Below are 18,014 nucleotides of genomic sequence, written 5' to 3' on the forward strand. Positions count from 1 at the left end.
GGAGACTATTTTTTGAGGCGCGTATTATTCCAGCATTTGAAAAAGAGGCTTTTGCTCTTATCCGCGATATAACCGATCAGAAGAAGGCAGAAGAGGAGTTGAAACAGGAGCGTGCGCTGTTTGTCAGCGGCCCCACCGTCGTCTTCAAATGGATTGCCGCCGACGGCTGGCCCATCGATTACGTCTCTCCCAACGTATACGGCTTGCTGGGCTATACCGCCGCGGAGCTGACGGTTGGTAAGCACCTATTCGGGGATATGTTACATCCCGACGACGTTCGTCGAATAGCCGAAGCAAACGAAAGGGCCGAAGAACAGGCGAACTGCAGACAATTTGCTGTTGATTACCGCATTCTGACTAAGGATGGTGCAATCAAGTGGGTGCATGAGCACACGATGCTGGTCAGGGATGACGAAGGAGCGGTCAAGTACCATCACGGCTACGTTACCGACATCACCGAGCAGAAAAAGGCGGAGGCGGAGAAGCGGAAACTGGAGAGCAGGATCCAGTTTACCGACAGGATGGCTTCCATCGGTGAGATGGCCTCCGGCATCGCCCATGAGATAAACAACCCACTAACCAGCGTGGTCGGCTTCTCCGAGCTGCTGATGGAAAAAGACCTGCCCGAAGACTTAAGGGAAGATGTTGAGACTATCCACAGCAGTGCCAGGAGGGTAGCCGACATCGTGAAGGGTCTGCTTACCTTCGCCCGCCAGCATAAGCCGGTACGAAATCGTACTAGCATTAACGAGATAATCGAAAGTACTCTGGCCCTGCGCAAGTACGCCATGGAGACCTCCAACATCGAGGTGATTACCATACTCGATAACGGACGGCCCTGGACGGTGGCCGATGCCGGCCAGCTCCAGCAGGTATTCCTCAACATCATCGTCAACGCCGAGATGGAGATGACGAAGGCTCACGGCAGGGGCAGGCTTACCATCAGGACGGAGCAGGCCGGTGACAGGATACGGATATCGTTTGCCGATGACGGGCCCGGCATAGCCGGGGAGAACCTGGAGAGGATATTCGACCCCTTCTTTACCACCAAAGAGGTAGGTGAAGGAACCGGCCTGGGCTTGAGCCTGGCCCACGGCATCGTCGCCGAGCATAACGGTGATCTGTATGTCGAGAGTGAGGAGGGCAAGGGGGCCACTTTCTTCGTCGAGCTGCCCGTCGTGATGGAGGAGGAGAAGAAGATAGAGCGGTTCGAGGAGGTCGAGACAGCCGGGAAGACCGTCGGGGGCCGGATACTGGTGGTGGATGATGAGCCGGCCATAATGGCGTTCCTGAAGAAATTACTCGGCGGCGAGGGTTATGATGTGGCGACGGCAGGCAGCGGCAGAGAAGCCCTTGAGATGACTAAGGAGCAGAGGTACAACCTTATCATCTGTGATATTAAGATGCCCGGCTTAAGCGGCGCCGAGCTGTACGACGAGCTGGGGGGAATAGCCCCTTCCCTGCAGAAGAGGGTCATCTTTATCACCGGAGACGTGATTGGCCCTGCCACCAATAAGTTCCTCAAAGCGACCGGAGTCCCTCACATAAACAAGCCCTTTGATATCGCCGGGCTGAAGAAAGAGATAAACCGGGTGATAGGTGAAAGGGTATAGCTATGAGTGGTGGAGATAGGGGGATTCGAACCCCCGACCTCTGCGATGCGAACGCAGCGCTCTCCCAGCTGAGCTATATCCCCCTCCGGGGAAATTATAACACACACTATTTTGCTATTGCGAGGGGTTGGAACTCACCTTTACTGTGCTGGACAGGAAGGTGGTAAGTAGGTTAATATTAGTAGGTTAATTTCCAGCTGAAGCTGGAGAACCGATAGGAAGTCTTAAGATGGACGAAAAAGATAAGGCCAGGGAATACGTCGCCAGAACGGTTAAGGATAGCAATATCAGATTCATCAGCCTGTGGTTCACCGATATCCTGGGTTTCCTCAAGAGCCTCACCATTACCCCCCGTGAGTTGGAGAGCGCTATGGTCGATGGGATTGGTTTCGACGGCTCCTCCGTTGAAGGGTTTGCCCGTGTTGATGAGAGCGATATGATGGCGCTCCCTGACCCGGCTACCTTTTGTATCCTGCCCTGGAGTAAGCCGGAGTACCCTGTCGCCAGAATGTTCTGCGATATTATGAGACCGGGCGGTCAGCCGTTCGAAGGCGACCCCCGCTATGTGCTGAAGAAAAACCTGGCCAGGGTCGCTGATTTGGGTTATGTCTTCAATGTCGGGCCGGAGCTGGAGTACTTCTATTTCCGGAACGATGAAGGAACACATATCCTGGACGAGGGTGGTTACTTTGATTTGACGCCTCTTGATGTCGCCAGCGACTTGCGGTTGCAGACGGTGGATACTCTGGAGCAGATGGGTATCCCCGTACAGACCAGTCATCATGAAGTGGCTACCAGCCAGCATGAAATTGACTTATCTTATTGTGATGCCTTGACTATGGCAGATAGCGTCATGACCTGTCGCCTGGTGATCAAGGAGGTTGCCCATCAACATGGTGTCTATGCCACTTTTATGCCCAAGCCTATCTTTGCTGTTAACGGCAGCGGCATGCACGTGCACCAGTCATTGTTTGCCGGTGCTAATAACGTCTTCTTTGATAAAAATGATAAGGACTACCTCTCGAAGATAGCCCGGCGTTACATGGCCGGTCTCTTGAAGCATGCCCCTGAGATTACCTCTGTAGTCAGCCAGTGGCTTAATTCCTACAAGCGTCTGGTTGTCGGCTATGAAGCGCCGGTATATATTTCCTGGGCGAGGCGGAATCGCTCGGATATGGTCAGGGTTCCTGATTATCAGTTTGGTAAGGAGAAGGCTACCAGGGTTGAGTTCAGAGTCCCTGACCCGGCCTGTAACCCTTACCTCGCTTTCAGCGTAATGCTGGCCGCCGGGCTGGAGGGTATCGAGCGGGAGTATCAGTTGTGTGCTCCCTCCGGGAAAAATGTCTTCGAAATGAGCGCTGACGAAAGAGAGCAGAGGGGTATTGGCTGCTTGCCGATGAATCTGTCTGATGCGATAGCCCTGACCGAAAAGAGCGAGGTGGTGAGGAAGGCTCTCGGCGACCATGTCTTTGACAGCTTCATTAGGAACAAAAAGATCGAGTGGGAGCAGTATCGCGTTCAGGTAACCGAGTATGAACTGAAAAGGTACCTGCCTGTTCTCTAAAATGGGGTATCGTCTTAGCAAGGACTATGAACTTTGAGACTGTCATCGGGCTGGAGGTACACGCCCAGCTGCTTACTAAGAGCAAAATGTTCTGCCGTTGTAGCGCCGGCTATTCTGATGCTCAAGCTAATACCTTTGTCTGTCCGGTGTGCCTGGGAATGCCGGGAGTCCTGCCCACCATCAATCAGCAGGCGGTGGAATATACCGTAATGACTGCTCTGGCGCTTGGCTGTGCCATCCCCGGCTATACCAAGTTCGATCGTAAGAATTACCCTTATCCTGATTTGATGAAGGGCTATCAGATTTCGCAGTATGACGCTCCTCTGGGGCAGGGGGGCTGGCTTACCATTGAGGTTGGTGGTGAGCAGAAGAGGATAGGCATAACCCGTGTTCACCTGGAGGAAGATGTCGCTAAACTGCTGCACCGTACCTCGCCGGACGGTGAGCACTATAGTCTGATCGATGTCAATCGTTCCGGAGTACCGCTGATGGAGGTAGTCGGTGAGCCCGACCTGTCGTCTCCGGAGGAGGCCAGGCAGTATTTGATGAAGCTGCGCAGCATACTGCGCTATCTTGGCGTATCCTCCGGTAATATGGAGGAGGGCAGCTTCAGGTGTGATGCCAATATCAGCATACGTCCTGAGCATACCACTGAGACGATGGCTAAGGTTGAGGTCAAGAACATGAACAGCTTCAGGGCGGTCTTCCGAGCTCTTCAGTACGAGGAAAAGAGGCAGAGGAAGGCGGCCGGCGAGGGCAGGAAGCTGGTTCAGGAGACCAGGGGGTGGGTCGAAGAAACCGGGAAAACGGTCTCTATGCGGAGTAAGGAGTATGCCCACGACTACCGTTACTTTCCTGAGCCGGATCTGCCGCCATTGACCCTGAGTAGGGAATGGGTAGAGGAGGCAAGATCAAGACTGCCCGAGCTGCCCGAAGCCAGGCGTGATCGTTTTGTTGGTGATTATGGCCTGTCTCTCTATGACGCTAATTCACTTACCGCCTTAAAGGAAATGGCTGACTATTTTGAGGCCTGTCTCAGGACTGAGGGATGCCAGAAGATACCCCCAGGTAGCGGCGCCAAGGAGGTCAGCAATTGGCTTTTGGGTGAGGTTAGCCGTATAATGAATGTGGCCGGTATTGATATCGTCTGTTTCGGAGAGCATGTTACTCCTGAACGGCTATGTGAGTTGATACTATGTACCCGCGGCGTTATTAATATCGCTACTGCTAAGTCTGTTCTTGAGGAAATGTTCAAGACGGGGAGGAGTGCCGCTGATATTATTGAAGAGCGGGAGCTTAGCCAGATTACTGATAGCGGGGAAATCGGAGCGGAAATTATTTCCGTAATAAAAAGCAATGCCCAGGCTGTAGCCGATTATCGGGCAGGTAAAATTCAGTCCCTTAAGTTTCTCGTTGGACAGGTAATGAAGGCTACCGGAGGGCGTGCCAATCCACAGGTAGTGACCGAATTACTTAGGCGAAGGTTAGAGGAAGAATAGATGCAGACCTATCTTAATATAGCTCAGATTGTACTGGCGATAGCCCTGATAGTAGTTATCCTGTTTCAGGTTAAAGGTGGTGGGTTGGGAGGCATCTTCGGCCAGCAGAGTGGTGTCTACCGGACCCGGCGTGGTGTGGAAAAGATGCTATTCAGGCTGACTATCGTCTTCGTCGTTATCTTTCTAGTAATCTCAGTGCTGACGCTCAGAATTGGCTGATAGTGCTGCTGTGAGCAGTTAGTTAGTGTAACTGGTGAGCTAATTTCCAGCTTACGAGCCGGGGCCACTTGAGTGATAGATTGGTAACAAAATTAGTGACGAAATAATAAGGGAATTGATGGCGGAATCGGTGGAGTGCAGAGAGCATTCGGTTGTATTTGATGGTATAATATATCTGGTGTCTTGCGGTAATATCGTTTCGCATAATATATCATAATTAATTTATAAGGAGGCAAGAGGATACAGGATGATCATTGGTGTTGTCAAGGAAATTAAGACTCAGGAGTACCGTGTTGGTGCTCCGCCCCTGGCGGCGGGTGTGCTTGCCAAAGCCGGCCATCAGGTGCTGGTTGAGACCAAGGCCGGAGAAGGCAGCGGTTTCAGCGATGAGGAATATGTCAAGGCTGGTGCTACCATCGTAAAGACGGCGAAAGAGGTCTGGGACAAGGCAGAAATGATCTACCATGTTAAGGAGCCTATTCCCAGTGAGTACCCTTTCTTGAAGAAGGGGCTGATTCTCTGGACCTATCTGCATTTGGCTGCGGCCAAGGAGCTAACGCTCACTCTTCTGGAGAAGGGAGTCACCGGTGTCGCCTTTGAAACAGTGGAACTGCCTGGTGGCAGCACACCCTGTCTTGACCCGATGAGCGAGGTCGCCGGCAGGTTGGCGGCTCAGATGGGGGCTCAGTATCTGGGCAAAGTGTATAAGGGCTGTGGTAAGCTGATGGGCGGTGTTACCGGTGTTCTGCCGGCGAAGGTAGTCGTTCTTGGTGGTGGTATCGTCGGTACCAATGCTGCTAAGGTTGCCCTTGGTATGGGTGCCAGCGTCACTATGATGGACATTGATGTCAAGCGTCTGCGCTACTTGAGCGAAACAATGCATGGTGACTTTAAGACGCTGGTTTCAAACCCCGCCAGCGTAGCTGAAGCAACCAAGGACGCGGATATGGTCGTCGGGGCTGTCCTTGTCAAGGGAGCCCGGGCGCCTATCGTACTGACTAAAGAGATGGTCAAGAATATGAAGCCCGGCTCGGTTATCGTCGATGTCGCTGTTGACCAGGGAGGGTGTGTCGAAACCACCCATGCTACTACTCATGATAACCCTGTCTATATCGTTGACGGCGTTCTCCACTACGGTGTCGCCAATATGCCCGGTATGGTTCCCCGGACATCTACGGTGGCTCTGGCTAATGCCACCCTGCCCTATGCCTTGAAGATGGCCAATATGGGGGTCCGGGAGGCTATGAAGGCTGATGAAGCGTTAGCTAAGGGGATGAATGTCTATGACGGGAAGGTCACCAATAAGAATGTTGCCGAAGCCCTGGGCCTGGAATACACTCCTTTTAAACCCTAACCGTATCGGGTACTGATTAAAGGCCGAAAGAGCTATTGGTATAGCAGATATATTATCGAAAAACAATAAATGACCAAGTAAGGAGGGCAAGAATGGTTTCCAAGCAAGAGTTGATCAAGAAGGATACGGCACACTGGTTCCACCCGCTGGGGATGCCGGCGGAAGCTCCCCACTTCATCTTCACCAAGGGAGAAGGTTGCTATCTGTGGGACATTGATGGCAACAAGTATCTCGACTTTTCCTCCGGTGGTGTTCATCTCTGCAACCTGGGCCACAATCATCCCAAGCTGATTGAGGCTGCCACCAAGCAGATGAGCGAGTTCATCTACTATTCTTCGGGCGCACCGGTAGCGAGCAACATACCGGCCATTGAGTACTGTGATGAGCTGGCGGGGGCACTGCCTGCCGGTATCGACCATGTTTACCTGACCGTCACCGGTACCGAGTCCACCGAGTCGTGCGTACAGATAGCCCGGGCCTACTGGGAGTCGGTTGGTGAGCTGGGCAAGTACAAGGTTATCTGTCTGGACCGTGCCTACCATGGTTCCTCGCAGCTTTCCCGGAGCATGACCGGGGCGCACGTTGGGCTATCCTGTTTCTCCCGCCGCAGTCCGGAAGTGGTCAAGATGCCTAACTTCGTTACCGGTATTGAGAACTGTTTCAAGACTGATGAAGAGAATGCCCGCTATCTGGAGCAGGTTATTCAGCAGGAGGGTGCCGATACCATTTCCTGTGTTATGGCCGAGGTAGCCCAGGGCAACGGTGGTGTGGTCTGGCCCGGCGAGAAGTGGTGGCCGATCACTCGTGAGATATGCAGCAAGCACAACATACTGCTGATTGCCGATGAGGTACAGACCGGTTTCTGCCGTACCGGCAAGTTCTGGGGAGTGGACCACTATGGTGTGATCCCCGATATGATCAGCATGGCCAAGGGTATTAACGGCGGCATCCTGCCCTTCGGAGCGGTTGGTTTCAGCAACAAGATATTTGATGCCATGGTCAACAGCAAGAAGAAGCTGATGAGCTACACCACCTCCGATGGTAATGCCGTTGTGCTGGCGACCGCGCTGGCTGCCCTGCGGATATACAAAGATGGTATGGCGGACCGTGTCGCCAAGCTTGGAGCTCTGCTCAGCAAGCGTCTTAACGAGTTCACCAAGCTGCCTGTTGTCGATGCTCCGATGGGCAAGGGTCTCTACCAGTCGTTCCTGATTTCGCTCAATAAGACCACCGGCAAGCCCTACAATGCTGCGGCGACCGTAGCGGCCAGGGAGAAACTCACTGCCGAGTGTCTCAAGCAGGGGCTTATGCTGACCTACTGTGACGGCTACCCGCACCGGCAGCCGATTGTACCGCCCTTTATCATCACCGAGGAAGAGCTGAATCACGGCCTCGATATCATCTACAGCGTCCTCAAGGATATCAAGCCGGTATAGTTGCCTGTTTCTTAGAGAGCCGATATTCGGAAAGGTTGAAATGGTAGTGCTACACCTGATAGCATTATAGCTATCAGGTGTAGCTTTTGTGGAGGGTAGTCTCTGGAATCACTAGAGGTAGCACGTCGGGCAGTAGAAGCCGCCAGCGATAAGAAGGCTGCCGATATCGTGCTGCTGGATGCCCGGGGTGTGTGTAGCTTTGCCGATTACTTTGTCATCTGTAGCGGTGATAGCGGCAAACAGCTTGAAGCTATTCGTGATGAAGTTAGCCAGGTGTTAAAGAAGACAGGGGTTACTCCCCATCACTGTGAGGGTACTACGGAGTCGGGGTGGCTGCTGGTGGACTTCAGTGATGTCATCGTGCATATCTTTGCTGCCCTTGAGCGGGAGCGCTACCAGTTGGACGAACTGTGGAGTAAAGCTGTCCCCGTAGTCCGAATACAGTAGGCCGCCGATCGCTTCACCAACGGGTTAAGCAAAGATTTCATTCTCTTTAAAAAACAGCGTGATCTCTCCGGCGGCGTTTTCTCTTGAGTCGGAGCCGTGGGTGCTGTTACGTTCGATGTCCAGGCCGTAATCACCACGGATGGTGCCGGTTCTGGCTTTGGATGGGTCGGTCACCCCCATCGTTTTTCTGATTACCTCCACCGCGTTATCACCCTCGAAGACGGCGGCCACTATCGGCGACGAGGTAATATAGGTCACCAGGTTCTTAAAGAAGGGCTTGTCCCTGTGGATTGCATAATGGCGCTCGGCCAGTGTTCGGTTCATGTGTAGCATCTTCAGCGCTATCAGTTTCAGCCCTACCTCTTCGAAGCGGCTGATGATAGCACCCGCCAGCCCCCTCTGCACCGCATCCGGTTTAACCAGTACTAAAGACCTTTCCATATTTTCTGAAGCTCCTTTGATAATATTCTGCTAATTGCTGTGGTCAAGCAGGCTCTCTAAATCACCCGGTGTTACCTCCTTGAGGCTGTCGACAATCAGGTCTGCCCCCTTAAGGCTTGTCCTGGGGTTGGTGTTGGTAACTGCCAGACAGTGCATTCCCGCCTTCCTTGCCGCGGCAACGCCGGCAATGGCATCCTCAATGACGATACAGTCCTTTGGTTCGACACCCAGTTTCTCGGCGGCCAGCAGGAAGCCTAAAGGACTTGGTTTCCCCTCTTTTACCTCTCTACCGGAGACAATGACCTGGAACAGGCTCTCTATCTTTAACTCGCGGGTAATCAGCCGGACGTTTTCCGGGGGGGCTGAAGAGCCTAAAGCCTGCAGAAAGCCGTATTCCTTCAATGATTTGATTAACTCTACTGCTCCCGGCAGGGGCTTCAGGTGGTTCTTCGCCCTATTACGGAAGCTCTCCTCTTTTTCTGTGGCAACGCTTTCTAATTCGTCCGGAGATATGTCTGTCCCCAGCACTATCCTGGTGATCCTATCGTTTCTCTGCCCGAAGTTACGCTTGAAATCATCCTCGGTGATGGTTACCCCTCGTTTCCGGAAGACTTCCTGCCAGGCCTTAAAGTGATAGGGGGCGGTGTCGGCAATAACGCCGTCCATGTCCCATATTACCGCTCTGGTCTTATTGGACATCACTTTAGAAGTCGCATCCTTTCTTGCTGATGATGTACTGGGTGGCTTTAGCTTCGGTTACCACCGTGCCGTCGCTTAAGGTCAGTTGTGCCCTTGTTTCGGCAAACCTCCGCTCGCGCTTGGCTATCCAGGCCGTTATCTTGAGGTGTTGGCCTATTGAGACCGGCCGTCTGAATTTTACCTCCATGGTTCCGGTGACCCCGGCAACATTCTCGAAGTAGGCGGCATAAGCCATTGCCTCATCAAGGAGAGTGGTCAGGATACCGCCATGGATAATGTCCTTCCAGCCCTGGTGTAACTCGGTCGGGGTAAATTCGGATTTCGCCGCTTTACCATCCCAGTGGAACCTTAGTCTCACCCCGCAGGGGTTATTCCTGCCACAGCCGAAACACATATCACTGGGGGCGATTGATAGTTCAGGTTCAGTTGTCATTTTGGCTCTCTGTATTCCTTGGCTTTTTCGGTCTGGTAATATGTGGTCGTCTCAGGTATAGCGGGCTTAAGGCAGCCGGGTTATCGTAGTTTCCTGTCTTAAGCTGCCGCTCTCCCAGTTCGGCGAGGAAGCTGCTCCGGCGCAAGCTGGCTGCTGGCGATGCTATCACGGCTTTTTGTCTGAGCAGCTCTATCAGTCTGGTGCCGGTAAGGGGTGTGATTTCACCACAGAATATCGTCCTGGTGGTTATCTCCGAGCATAGAGTCTCCAGAGTGGTGATTTGTTCGCTAAATATCTTTTGCCAGCAGTTATATCTTGTCCGGTAGACAGCGGTGGCAATTTCTCCTCTCCCGGCCTGAAATATCGGGCAGATGGGTAGATTGGTTACCGCATACTGGTAGGCGGCTACTTCCAAGGTGCTGATGCCTACTATCGGAATTGCCAGACTGAAGGCCAGACCTTTGGCTGTACTGATGCCGACCCTTAATCCGTTGTAGCTGCCCGGTCCCTTGGCCACGATAATCCCGCTTAGTGAAGCGGGGCTTAACCTGGCCTGGCTGAGCAGGTTAGCCAGGCGTGGCAATAACTGGATAGAGTGGTTCTGGCCGCAGCGCCAGGTCAGTTCGGTATACACTGTGCCATCTTTTGTTAGCGCCAGGCTAGCCGTATCGGTTGATGTGTCTATTGACAGTCTCATCGCGCGCTCTTTCTAAGTGACTTTTGGGGACGGGTATTTTAGTTTTGTCAGTAGTTCTTGATAGCGCCTTCCGTGTGGTCTAAAATGTAAGCTGCGTTTGCTATTGTCCAGATAGCCTGTCTCTATCAGCAGGTGCTCTGGTGGCAACAGGCTAAGCCCTTTGTCCGCCCATTCAACTACAGCAACGCCGCTACCATAGAGATAATCGTCCAGACCCAGGTCGCTTATCTCTTCCAGACGGTCAAGCCGGTAGAGGTCTATGTGGTATAACGGTAATCTGCCGTAAAGCTCTCTCATTATAACAAAAGATGGGCTCAGCGCATAATCCTTTATCCCCAGTCCTCGGGCAATGCCCTGGGTGAGGCAGGTTTTGCCGCTGCCCAGTTTACCGGTGAGGAGGAAAACGTCACCGGGTAAAGCTAATCTGCCGATGCGGATTCCGATTTGTTGGGTCTGTACCGGGCTGTTACTGACTAAATCGGTCTGGTGAAAAATATGCCTCTCCTTTAGTTTTGCGTTTTCTTGAAATGTTCCCAGCCTCCCCCGTTAAGTTCTAGCTGTTTTCCCCTGTTGTCGATCAGGGTTACCTGGCCCATCTTATCAGCGGTCATTTCACCGATGATAGTTATTGGACATGAGGAGAGCTCTCTTATCCTGTTAATCACCTCGGCGCTTCCGGTAAAGAGGAGTTCGTAGTCTTCTCCTCCCGATAGTGCCAGTTCAAGCGCTTTATTGCTGAAGTTAGCCTTGACATCGGGGTGAACAGGTATGTGGTCAACCTCTATCCTGGCGCCAAGGCGGCTGGCCCGGCAGATGTGGCCTAGATCTGAGCATAGCCCGTCACTGATATCTATGGCTGCCCCTGCTCCTTCCTTAAGGATTAGCTGTCCTTCCGATATTCGGGGAAAGGGGTGAAGAAAAGCCTCTTTCAAGGTGGCGATGTTCTTAGCCTTAATATCGGGCCTTCTCAGTATCTCCCAGCCGGCGCTGGCGGCGCCCAAGTAACCGGTAACGGCTATTTTATCTCTTGCCCTGGCTCCCGAACGGGTGAGGATATTATCCTTCCCGTCCTGCGTGATGCCCAGAACGGTGATGTTAATCATAATCTGTGCTGCGTTGCAGGTATCGCCGCCGACGATAGCTACTCCCGTCTGCTCGGCTAGCTCAACCATGCCCCGGTATAGAGTGGTGATATCTTCCACATCGGTTGTTTCCGGTAGGGCTATTGATACTACGGCATAACGGGGTATGCCGCCCATTGCGGCGATATCACTCAGGTTGATGGCCAGAGCTTTCCACCCCACTTCTTTCCAGGGGGAGACCGCCAGAGAGAAGTGTATATCCTGGATGAAAGAATCAACGGTTACCAGCTGTGTTGCGGTGCCGCTGTGCCAAGCGGCGGCATCATCGCCGATTCCGATTAACAGTTGCTGCCAGGCGGGATTCTGTTCATCCCGGGAGCGCTGTACTATTTTAACCAGGAGGTCGATCAGCCCGAATTCGCCCAGTTCAGAGACCTTCATAGCTAGGATTATAGCATGCCCTTATCGGGGCAACAACAGAACCCGGTATCGGTCTGTATCAGGATGAAAACCAGGGTAATGGGGTAGAAAACCCCTCTAGCTATATCGACGAAAAGTTGTTATATTGTTAAGCAGGATGCGTTGCGCGATTATTGCCGATATTCATGCCAATCTGGCCGCTTTCTCTGCCGTACTGGCTGATATCAAGCAGCGGGGAGGGGTAGATGAAGTATGGTGTCTGGGAGATATTGTCGGCTATGGTCCTGACCCCTGCCAGTGTATCGAGATATTGCGTCGGCTGGAAAACGTCTGTATTGCGGGTAACCACGATTGGGCGGCAATCGGTAAGCTCAGTCTCTCCGAATTTAACCCTGACGCTGCTTACGCTTGCCGCTGGACAGCGGAGCAGTTAAGCGCTGAGGATGTGGTCTACCTTGATGGCTTACCCGAGGTTGCCGAGAAGGGTGATTTTACTCTGGTACACGGTAGCCCGAGGCAACCGATTTGGGAATACCTTCTCTCCATCGGCAGCGCCAGAGAGAATTTCGCTTACTTCAGCTCGCAGTTCTGTCTGGTGGGTCATTCTCACGTACCTTCTATATTCAGATGTACCGAGACCGGTGATTGCTCCTTCAACCCGTTTTCGGCTAACGTCGGGCTTGCTCTGGGTAAGAGTCGTTTGATTATTAACCCTGGTAGTGTCGGCCAACCCAGAGATGGTGACACCAGGGTTAGTTATGCTATTCTTGATGATGAAATCATGATGCTTCGGCTCTACCGGGTCCCTTATGATATCAGTCTCACTCAGGCCAGGATGGTGAAACATAATCTACCGATGCGTCTCGTCTCTCGCCTGAGCCGTGGTATCTGACTACTTTAGATAAAGGCGGTCGTTACTTTTCCTCGCAGTAGTTTTCCAGGAGGTTTTTTCGCTGAAGGCGGGATCACTTTTGGCTCAGACCAGGGGGCAGTTGCGTCGCTTTGACCTGCGGGCGAGAAAGGGTTTGGGACAGCACTTTCTTATCGATGAAGAGGTACTTAAACTGACCACCTCGTCCGCAGAGCTGACTGCCACTGATGTGGTGATAGAGGTCGGCCCCGGGCTTGGCGTGTTGAGCAGGGAGTTAGCCAGCCGGGCGGGTCGGCTGTTTACCATTGAACTGGACAGCAAACTGGCCGTTATTTTAAAAAATGACCTGGCCCATTTTCTTAACGTTACCGTGATTAATGATGACGTCCTTAATATTGACCCGGCATCCCTGCTGCAGGGGGGGCAGGTCGGCTTTTCTCCGGTAACAGACAGCCCCTTACACTATAAGGTGGTGGCTAACCTTCCCTACTATATTACCTCTGCCGTGCTCCGCCATTTTCTGGAAGCCTCCTTGAGGCCCCGGTTAATGATATTAATGATGCAGAAAGAGGTGGCTCAGGCGATTGTGGCCGGACCGGGGGGGATGAGTCTGCTCAGTATCAGCGTGCAGTTTTATGCCCGACCGGAGATAATAGAATATGTGCCGGCGCACTGTTTTTACCCCCAGCCGAAGGTTGACTCGGCACTGCTCAAGGTGCTCTCCTATCCCGAACCGCCGGCAGTAGACCGGGTTAGCTTTTTTAGGTTGGTGCGCGCTGGTTTTACTGCTTCCCGCAAGCAGATATGTAATTCACTAGCCCGCGGCCTCGGCTTACCCAAAGATGAAGTTATTTCCTGGTTAGTGAAGGTCGGGATAGCGCCGCAGCGCCGGGCTGAGACGCTTGCTCTTGACGAGTGGGTGGAGCTGTGGCGGGTGTTTACTCAAGTGGAGAGAGGAGAGTAAAATGCTTGAGTTCATGGCGCCGGCGAAACTGAACCTGACCCTTGAGGTCCTTGCCCGGAGGGAGAACGGTTTTCATGAAATCCGTAGTGTTGCCCAGACGATAAATCTATGCGATACCATCCGTTTCCGGCCGGGCGAAGGTGTCGAGTTTAGCTGTTCTGACACCGATTGGGCTGCTTCGGAGAGCCTGATGGCTAGAACCGTCAATTTGCTGAGAGAAGCTACCGGCTGTTCTAGAGGTGTGTTAATCGAGGTGGAAAAGCGTATCCCCTTGCTTTCCGGATTGAGCGGTGACAGCAGTGATGCGGCGGCTGCTCTACGCGGGCTTAATCGGCTCTGGGAACTGGGTTTATCTCAAGAAGAACTGCTCGGTCTGGCCGCGCGTTTGGGCTCTGATGTTACCTTCTTTCTCTACGGTGGTACCGCTTTACTTGAGGGTAGAGGCGAAGCGGTGACTCCGCTGCCTCCGTTTCCGCATAACTGGGTTGTATTGGTGCTGCCGCCGGTACCCAGAATGCCGGGTAAAACGGCACGGCTCTATAGCGGCATCAGGGCGAGCCACTATAGTGACGGAAGCATTACGGATAGGCTGACAGCCTGCCTTAACCGGGGTGGCGGAATGCCCTACTCCTTGCTGTTTAACGTGTTCGATGAGGTTGCTCTGGTTAGTTTCCCCGGCCTTGAATCATACCGGCAGCAGTTCCTGGAGGCCGGAGCTCCTGAGGTCCACCTGGCCGGCTCGGGGCCGGTCCTCTTTAGCTTGGTGCGGGACAGGGCCGGGGCGGAGGAGATATGCCAACACCTTAGCGAGTTGGGGCTCAATCACTATCTCACGGATACCATGACCGCCTTTGAAGGTACCGGAGCAGAATTACTGTAATTAGCCAGTGCTGTTGACGGTTGGATTAAGAGGGGCATTAGTACCATTCTCGCCTGCTGGTTCTGTAGCTAGCGTTGTTGCTGGCGGAGCTATTTAGTTTGTACCCCTTATTCCAGTTGCTCTTCGCCCAGCCACTCCCTGGCCAGTTTCTCCTCATCCGCTTTGCTGCTTGCTCTTCCATCCAGTCTGGCATTGTGTAGCAGCTTAAGGATCTCCTTAATCCGGGGGGAGGGGGGAAACCCCATTGCTATCAGGTCGTGGCCGCTTAAGGCCGGTTTGACATAACGTAGCTCATGCAGGAAGATTTCCAGGTGCTGGCGGGCAATAGGAGAACCTACGGCGAGTAAATTAGCGGTTATGGCTGATTGAGTATGGCCGTGAATGATTTGATAGACCTTACTGCGTTTGAGCTCGGGGTAAGCCAGTGTTCTCAGTTTGCTCTTTAAGGCGATGGTGTCTTTTATCACCTGGGCTATCGAACCGGGTAACCTCAGGTATGAGATAAACTGCTCGCTGTTTTCTTCACTTAGCCGGTAGACCAGCAGGGCTAGATAAAGGCTGAATGAAGATTGGTCCGGCGCAGTCTGCTTACGGGCCGCCTGAAATCTATCGCAGAGCCAGCCGTTACCCTTAATCTCCGGATGTAATCTGGCCAGTACCCCCAGCTCTTCGGCACGGCTCAGAATCTTCTCCGGTTCTTCCTCCTGAAAGATGCATTCCAGCTCGTATCGTATTCGGTCGCCGCTTATGGTATCCAGCATGGTGATATCCCGCTTAAGCAGCCTGAGGGTGTCCTCCTCCAGTTGAAAGCCCAGTCGCTGCTCGTAGCGCAGCCCGCGCCAGATACGGGTGGCGTCGTCAATGAAGCTTTTTTCGTGTAGAATACGGATGAGTTTATTCTCAAGGTCACACTGACCTGCGTGGCGGTCAATCAGTTCGCCATAGCGCTCGGGACTGAGACAGACCGCCATTGCGTTGATGGTAAAATCACGGCGGAAGAGGTCTTTCTCAATTGAGCTCGGCACTACGTTGGGCAGTGCCCCTGCCTTTGCGTAGCTCTCTGAGCGGGCAGTGGCAAAATCGATGCTCCATTTCCCCCACTCCAGCTTGGCGGTATTGAAGCGGGGATGGGTGGTCAGTCTTGCCGGTCCGGTTCCGGCTAGCTGTTTGGCTAGCTCGATGGCGTTACCCTCTATCACCAGGTCAAGGTCAAGGTTAGGTTTCTCTAGAAGCAGGTCGCGTACTACCCCGCCGACGAGGTAGAGACTATCTCCCTGCCTGGCCGCTGTGCTGCCGGCGGTCTGTATCAGGTTGACCATCTCAGCCGGTAGCTGCGCTATTATTCTGCTGCTTAGATTGGTCGTCCTGCCCATTTTCCCGCATTATAGCACAGCTTGCCGGCGTATGTATGCAGTACTGATTGCCATTTGCGGGGAATTCTGCTTATAATGAAGCTCGTACGGGTGTATTATGAGAGTGGTTTCGATTGTTGGTATGGCCGGCTCCGGAAAATCCGAGGTGGCCAGGGTATTTGAGACAAACGGTTTTAGCCGGATCAGGTTCGGGGATATTACTGACGATGAGGTAAAGAAGCGGGGGCTTCCGCTAAATGAGCAGAACGAGCGTATCATCAGGGAGTTACTGAGAGAAGAGCATGGTATGGCGGCCTATGCCCGGCTCAATCTGGACAGAATCGATCTGGCATTGCGATACTCCGACGTGGTCGTAGACGGGCTTTATTCCTGGGAAGAGTACACTCTGCTTAAGGATTACTACGGAGGGACTCTCTCGTTGGTCGCTGTTTGGGCTTCACCCAGGACGAGGTATAGCCGGCTGTGTGTCAGGAGAGAGCGTCCCCTGACTATGGCAGAGTCTGCCAGTCGGGACAGAGCGGAAATAGAGAAAGTAAATAAGGGTGGGCCTATCGCGATGGCTGACTTCACTCTGATAAACGAGTCCTCTCTGGATGAGTTGAAGAAAGAAGCGGAAAGGATCGTCTCGCGAATGCGGGATTAGAAGTGGGCATAACGGTCAGACTTTGTAGCGACGAGTATTTTTTGAAGATAGCTTCGGTGGTTGCCGAGCGCTCCACCTGCCGTCGGCACCATGTCGGGGCGGTTGCCGTAAGAGATAAACACATACTGGCGACTGGCTACAACGGTGCTGCCGCCGGCATCAAGGACTGCCTTGAGCTTGGTTGTCTCAGGGATGAAATGAAGATACCGTCAGGGACGAGGCATGAAATATGCCGCGGTATCCATGCCGAGCAGAATGTAATCGTTCAGGCCGGTCTTCACGGTGTCAGCCTCGAGGGGAGTACTATCTACTGTACTCATACTCCCTGCATACTTTGTGCCAAGATGCTGGTTAATGCCAAGATCAGGCGGTATGTTAGCTTTGGCAGATATAATGATAATCAGTTTGCCGCACTGTTCGAAGAGGCCGGTATAGAGTTTGACTTAGAAAAAAGGCCGTCTTCCCGGATAAGCTATCTTGATTAGCTCGCTTGCGTCGCTTTTATAGCATATCGAGGAGCTTGTACATATCTTCATAGGCCTTGCCAAAGTCAGGATTAATGGTATTAAACCTGGCTTTCAGGGTCTTCATCTTACGGGCAAACCCGTCCCTGTCTTTCTTTGCCACCAGGTCGGCCCAGGCTTTTGCTTTTTCCTGAAATTCCTTCTCAGCTTCGGCCAGATTGGGCAGGCACATCTGCAACGAGGCGTAAAGCTCGGGGTCCTCGGAAATAACGCTTTCGGTCAGGGTCGACAGCAGCTTAAAGGTGATGCCGCTAGCATTGCCAACTTGTCTTAAGCGGTTGAATCTCAGTATCGTATCACCGGCGACTATTGCGATGAAGTGGGAAAGACCCAGGACGACAGTCATAATTTCATCGTGTTCTTCCGGGCTGACCAGGGTTACCTTGGCCTCTCTTTTTTCCAGGTATTCCCTGGCTCTCTCGGCTATGGTCTGCTCCTCTTCGTTAGTGGGGGTTAACATAAAGCTCCTGTTGGCGATATCTCTGGCACCGGGGCCAAACATCGGGTGCATGCCCAGCACCTTCCTTGATTTTATGTGTCTGTGAATTGCTGCCATCGGAAGTACTTTTACCGAGGTAATATCTATAATGATCTGCTCGCTACTGGTATGGGGGCCGATTTGTTCTACAACCGCCTCAAAATTATCTATCGGCACCGATATCAGGATGACCTGGGATCTCCGCACCGCTTCTATATTGTCTGTGGTGGCTTCAACAGTAAGCTGTTTGCCGGCCTCCCGCAGCTTTGCCTTGTTTCTCCCGGTTATTGTTACCTGGTGGCCTTCTTTCAGGGCAAAGCGGGCGAACCAGCGCCCCATATTTCCCGAGCCGCCGATGACTGCAATTTTCATGATTA

The 18,014-nt window shown here is 52.9% G+C and carries 20 protein-coding genes and 1 tRNA gene; 12 read left to right on the forward strand and 9 right to left on the reverse strand.

Features of this window, described 5'->3' with window-relative positions; genetic code table 11:
* Window positions 1–1,613, forward strand: a 1,613-nt coding sequence (locus tag PHI12_02595; GenBank protein ID MDD5509691.1) for a response regulator, incomplete at its 5' end; no start/stop codon positions are given.
* Between the two features lie 7 nt (window positions 1,614–1,620).
* Here PHI12_02595 and PHI12_02600 read toward each other — a convergent pair.
* Window positions 1,621–1,696 (reverse strand) — tRNA-Ala (locus tag PHI12_02600).
* Between the two features lie 146 nt (window positions 1,697–1,842).
* Here PHI12_02600 and PHI12_02605 point away from each other — a divergent pair.
* From PHI12_02605 to rsfS, 6 genes are all read left to right on the forward strand, one after another.
* Window positions 1,843–3,177 carry a glutamine synthetase family protein gene (locus PHI12_02605; protein ID MDD5509692.1) on the forward strand — a complete coding sequence of 445 codons (1,335 nt, stop codon included), beginning with the start codon at window positions 1,843–1,845 and terminating at the stop codon, window positions 3,175–3,177.
* Window positions 3,178–3,203: 26 nt separating this feature from the next.
* Entirely contained in the window at window positions 3,204–4,676 is a 1,473-nt protein-coding gene (gene gatB, locus PHI12_02610) for an Asp-tRNA(Asn)/Glu-tRNA(Gln) amidotransferase subunit GatB (GenBank protein ID MDD5509693.1), read from the forward strand.
* Complete coding sequence (gene secG / locus PHI12_02615) at window positions 4,677–4,895, forward strand: preprotein translocase subunit SecG (GenBank protein ID MDD5509694.1); 219 nt, start codon at window positions 4,677–4,679, stop codon at window positions 4,893–4,895.
* 247 nt (window positions 4,896–5,142) lie between these two features.
* On the forward strand, window positions 5,143–6,249 hold the full coding sequence (ald, locus tag PHI12_02620; GenBank protein ID MDD5509695.1) for an alanine dehydrogenase: 1,107 nt from the start codon (window positions 5,143–5,145) through the stop codon (window positions 6,247–6,249).
* A gap of 92 nt (window positions 6,250–6,341) precedes the next feature.
* Window positions 6,342–7,685, forward strand: coding sequence for an aspartate aminotransferase family protein (locus PHI12_02625; GenBank protein ID MDD5509696.1), 1,344 nt, complete (start codon window positions 6,342–6,344; stop codon window positions 7,683–7,685).
* Between the two features lie 102 nt (window positions 7,686–7,787).
* Complete coding sequence (gene rsfS / locus PHI12_02630) at window positions 7,788–8,132, forward strand: ribosome silencing factor (GenBank protein MDD5509697.1); 345 nt, start codon at window positions 7,788–7,790, stop codon at window positions 8,130–8,132.
* Between the two features lie 24 nt (window positions 8,133–8,156).
* On the opposite strand, the gene ndk is transcribed toward rsfS, so the two are convergent.
* The 6 genes from ndk to thiL are packed head-to-tail and all read right to left on the reverse strand — an operon-like array spanning window position 8,157 to window position 11,925.
* The gene (ndk, locus tag PHI12_02635; protein ID MDD5509698.1) at window positions 8,157–8,573 is read right to left on the reverse strand and encodes a nucleoside-diphosphate kinase; all 417 of its coding nucleotides are present in this window, start codon (window positions 8,571–8,573) and stop codon (window positions 8,157–8,159) included.
* 30 nt (window positions 8,574–8,603) lie between these two features.
* Window positions 8,604–9,272: an HAD family phosphatase gene (locus PHI12_02640; GenBank protein ID MDD5509699.1), complete on the reverse strand. Its 669-nt coding sequence runs from the start codon at window positions 9,270–9,272 to the stop codon at window positions 8,604–8,606.
* Between the two features lie 4 nt (window positions 9,273–9,276).
* Window positions 9,277–9,705: a PaaI family thioesterase gene (locus tag PHI12_02645; GenBank protein MDD5509700.1), complete on the reverse strand. Its 429-nt coding sequence runs from the start codon at window positions 9,703–9,705 to the stop codon at window positions 9,277–9,279.
* A complete protein-coding gene (gene tsaB, locus PHI12_02650; GenBank protein MDD5509701.1) occupies window positions 9,695–10,402 on the reverse strand; it encodes a tRNA (adenosine(37)-N6)-threonylcarbamoyltransferase complex dimerization subunit type 1 TsaB in 708 nt (235 codons plus the stop codon). The genes PHI12_02645 and tsaB overlap by 11 nt, the downstream gene beginning before the upstream one ends.
* Window positions 10,403–10,414: 12 nt before the next feature.
* Window positions 10,415–10,897, reverse strand: a complete 483-nt coding sequence (tsaE, locus tag PHI12_02655; GenBank protein MDD5509702.1) for a tRNA (adenosine(37)-N6)-threonylcarbamoyltransferase complex ATPase subunit type 1 TsaE — start codon at window positions 10,895–10,897, stop codon at window positions 10,415–10,417.
* 11 nt (window positions 10,898–10,908) lie between these two features.
* On the reverse strand, window positions 10,909–11,925 hold the full coding sequence (gene thiL, locus PHI12_02660; GenBank protein MDD5509703.1) for a thiamine-phosphate kinase: 1,017 nt from the start codon (window positions 11,923–11,925) through the stop codon (window positions 10,909–10,911).
* Window positions 11,926–12,061: 136 nt separating this feature from the next.
* Between thiL and PHI12_02665 the strand changes: the two genes are divergently transcribed.
* From PHI12_02665 to ispE, 3 genes are all read left to right on the forward strand, one after another.
* Window positions 12,062–12,796, forward strand: a complete 735-nt coding sequence (locus PHI12_02665) for a metallophosphoesterase family protein (protein ID MDD5509704.1) — start codon at window positions 12,062–12,064, stop codon at window positions 12,794–12,796.
* 79 nt (window positions 12,797–12,875) lie between these two features.
* Entirely contained in the window at window positions 12,876–13,739 is an 864-nt protein-coding gene (gene rsmA / locus PHI12_02670; protein ID MDD5509705.1) for a 16S rRNA (adenine(1518)-N(6)/adenine(1519)-N(6))-dimethyltransferase RsmA, read from the forward strand.
* A gap of 1 nt (window position 13,740) precedes the next feature.
* Window positions 13,741–14,619, forward strand: a complete 879-nt coding sequence (gene ispE, locus PHI12_02675; GenBank protein MDD5509706.1) for a 4-(cytidine 5'-diphospho)-2-C-methyl-D-erythritol kinase — start codon at window positions 13,741–13,743, stop codon at window positions 14,617–14,619.
* A 107-nt stretch (window positions 14,620–14,726) separates the two neighbouring features.
* Here ispE and PHI12_02680 read toward each other — a convergent pair whose 3' ends face one another.
* Window positions 14,727–15,992, reverse strand: a complete 1,266-nt coding sequence (locus PHI12_02680; GenBank protein ID MDD5509707.1) for a CCA tRNA nucleotidyltransferase — start codon at window positions 15,990–15,992, stop codon at window positions 14,727–14,729.
* Window positions 15,993–16,089: 97 nt separating this feature from the next.
* Here PHI12_02680 and PHI12_02685 point away from each other — a divergent pair, with 97 nt between their 5' ends.
* Window positions 16,090–16,635, forward strand: a complete 546-nt coding sequence (locus PHI12_02685) for an AAA family ATPase (GenBank protein ID MDD5509708.1) — start codon at window positions 16,090–16,092, stop codon at window positions 16,633–16,635.
* A 2-nt stretch (window positions 16,636–16,637) separates the two neighbouring features.
* Window positions 16,638–17,120: a cytidine/deoxycytidylate deaminase family protein gene (locus tag PHI12_02690; protein ID MDD5509709.1), complete on the forward strand. Its 483-nt coding sequence runs from the start codon at window positions 16,638–16,640 to the stop codon at window positions 17,118–17,120.
* A 16-nt stretch (window positions 17,121–17,136) separates the two neighbouring features.
* Here PHI12_02690 and PHI12_02695 read toward each other — a convergent pair whose 3' ends face one another.
* Complete coding sequence (locus PHI12_02695) at window positions 17,137–18,009, reverse strand: prephenate dehydrogenase (GenBank protein ID MDD5509710.1); 873 nt, start codon at window positions 18,007–18,009, stop codon at window positions 17,137–17,139.
* Window positions 18,010–18,014 lie beyond the last annotated feature (5 nt).

This window comes from Dehalococcoidales bacterium (assembly GCA_028716225.1).
GTDB lineage: Bacteria > Chloroflexota > Dehalococcoidia > Dehalococcoidales > UBA5760 > UBA5760.

What these genes read in the sequence shown, in the direction of transcription:
- PHI12_02605 (MDD5509692.1), top strand. Translation starts at nt 1,843, where the DNA reads ATGGACGAAAAAGATAAGGCCAGGGAATACGTCGCCAGAACGGTTAAG.
- gatB (MDD5509693.1), top strand. Translation starts at nt 3,204, where the DNA reads ATGAACTTTGAGACTGTCATCGGGCTGGAGGTACACGCCCAGCTGCTT.
- secG (MDD5509694.1), top strand. Translation starts at nt 4,677, where the DNA reads ATGCAGACCTATCTTAATATAGCTCAGATTGTACTGGCGATAGCCCTG.
- ald (MDD5509695.1), top strand. Translation starts at nt 5,143, where the DNA reads ATGATCATTGGTGTTGTCAAGGAAATTAAGACTCAGGAGTACCGTGTT.
- PHI12_02625 (MDD5509696.1), top strand. Translation starts at nt 6,342, where the DNA reads ATGGTTTCCAAGCAAGAGTTGATCAAGAAGGATACGGCACACTGGTTC.
- ndk (MDD5509698.1), bottom strand. Translation starts at nt 8,573, where the DNA reads ATGGAAAGGTCTTTAGTACTGGTTAAACCGGATGCGGTGCAGAGGGGG.
- PHI12_02640 (MDD5509699.1), bottom strand. Translation starts at nt 9,272, where the DNA reads ATGTCCAATAAGACCAGAGCGGTAATATGGGACATGGACGGCGTTATT.
- PHI12_02645 (MDD5509700.1), bottom strand. Translation starts at nt 9,705, where the DNA reads ATGACAACTGAACCTGAACTATCAATCGCCCCCAGTGATATGTGTTTC.
- tsaB (MDD5509701.1), bottom strand. Translation starts at nt 10,402, where the DNA reads ATGAGACTGTCAATAGACACATCAACCGATACGGCTAGCCTGGCGCTA.
- thiL (MDD5509703.1), bottom strand. Translation starts at nt 11,925, where the DNA reads ATGAAGGTCTCTGAACTGGGCGAATTCGGGCTGATCGACCTCCTGGTT.
- PHI12_02665 (MDD5509704.1), top strand. Translation starts at nt 12,062, where the DNA reads ATGCGTTGCGCGATTATTGCCGATATTCATGCCAATCTGGCCGCTTTC.
- ispE (MDD5509706.1), top strand. Translation starts at nt 13,741, where the DNA reads ATGCTTGAGTTCATGGCGCCGGCGAAACTGAACCTGACCCTTGAGGTC.
- PHI12_02680 (MDD5509707.1), bottom strand. Translation starts at nt 15,992, where the DNA reads ATGGGCAGGACGACCAATCTAAGCAGCAGAATAATAGCGCAGCTACCG.
- PHI12_02685 (MDD5509708.1), top strand. Translation starts at nt 16,090, where the DNA reads ATGAGAGTGGTTTCGATTGTTGGTATGGCCGGCTCCGGAAAATCCGAG.
- PHI12_02695 (MDD5509710.1), bottom strand. Translation starts at nt 18,009, where the DNA reads ATGAAAATTGCAGTCATCGGCGGCTCGGGAAATATGGGGCGCTGGTTC.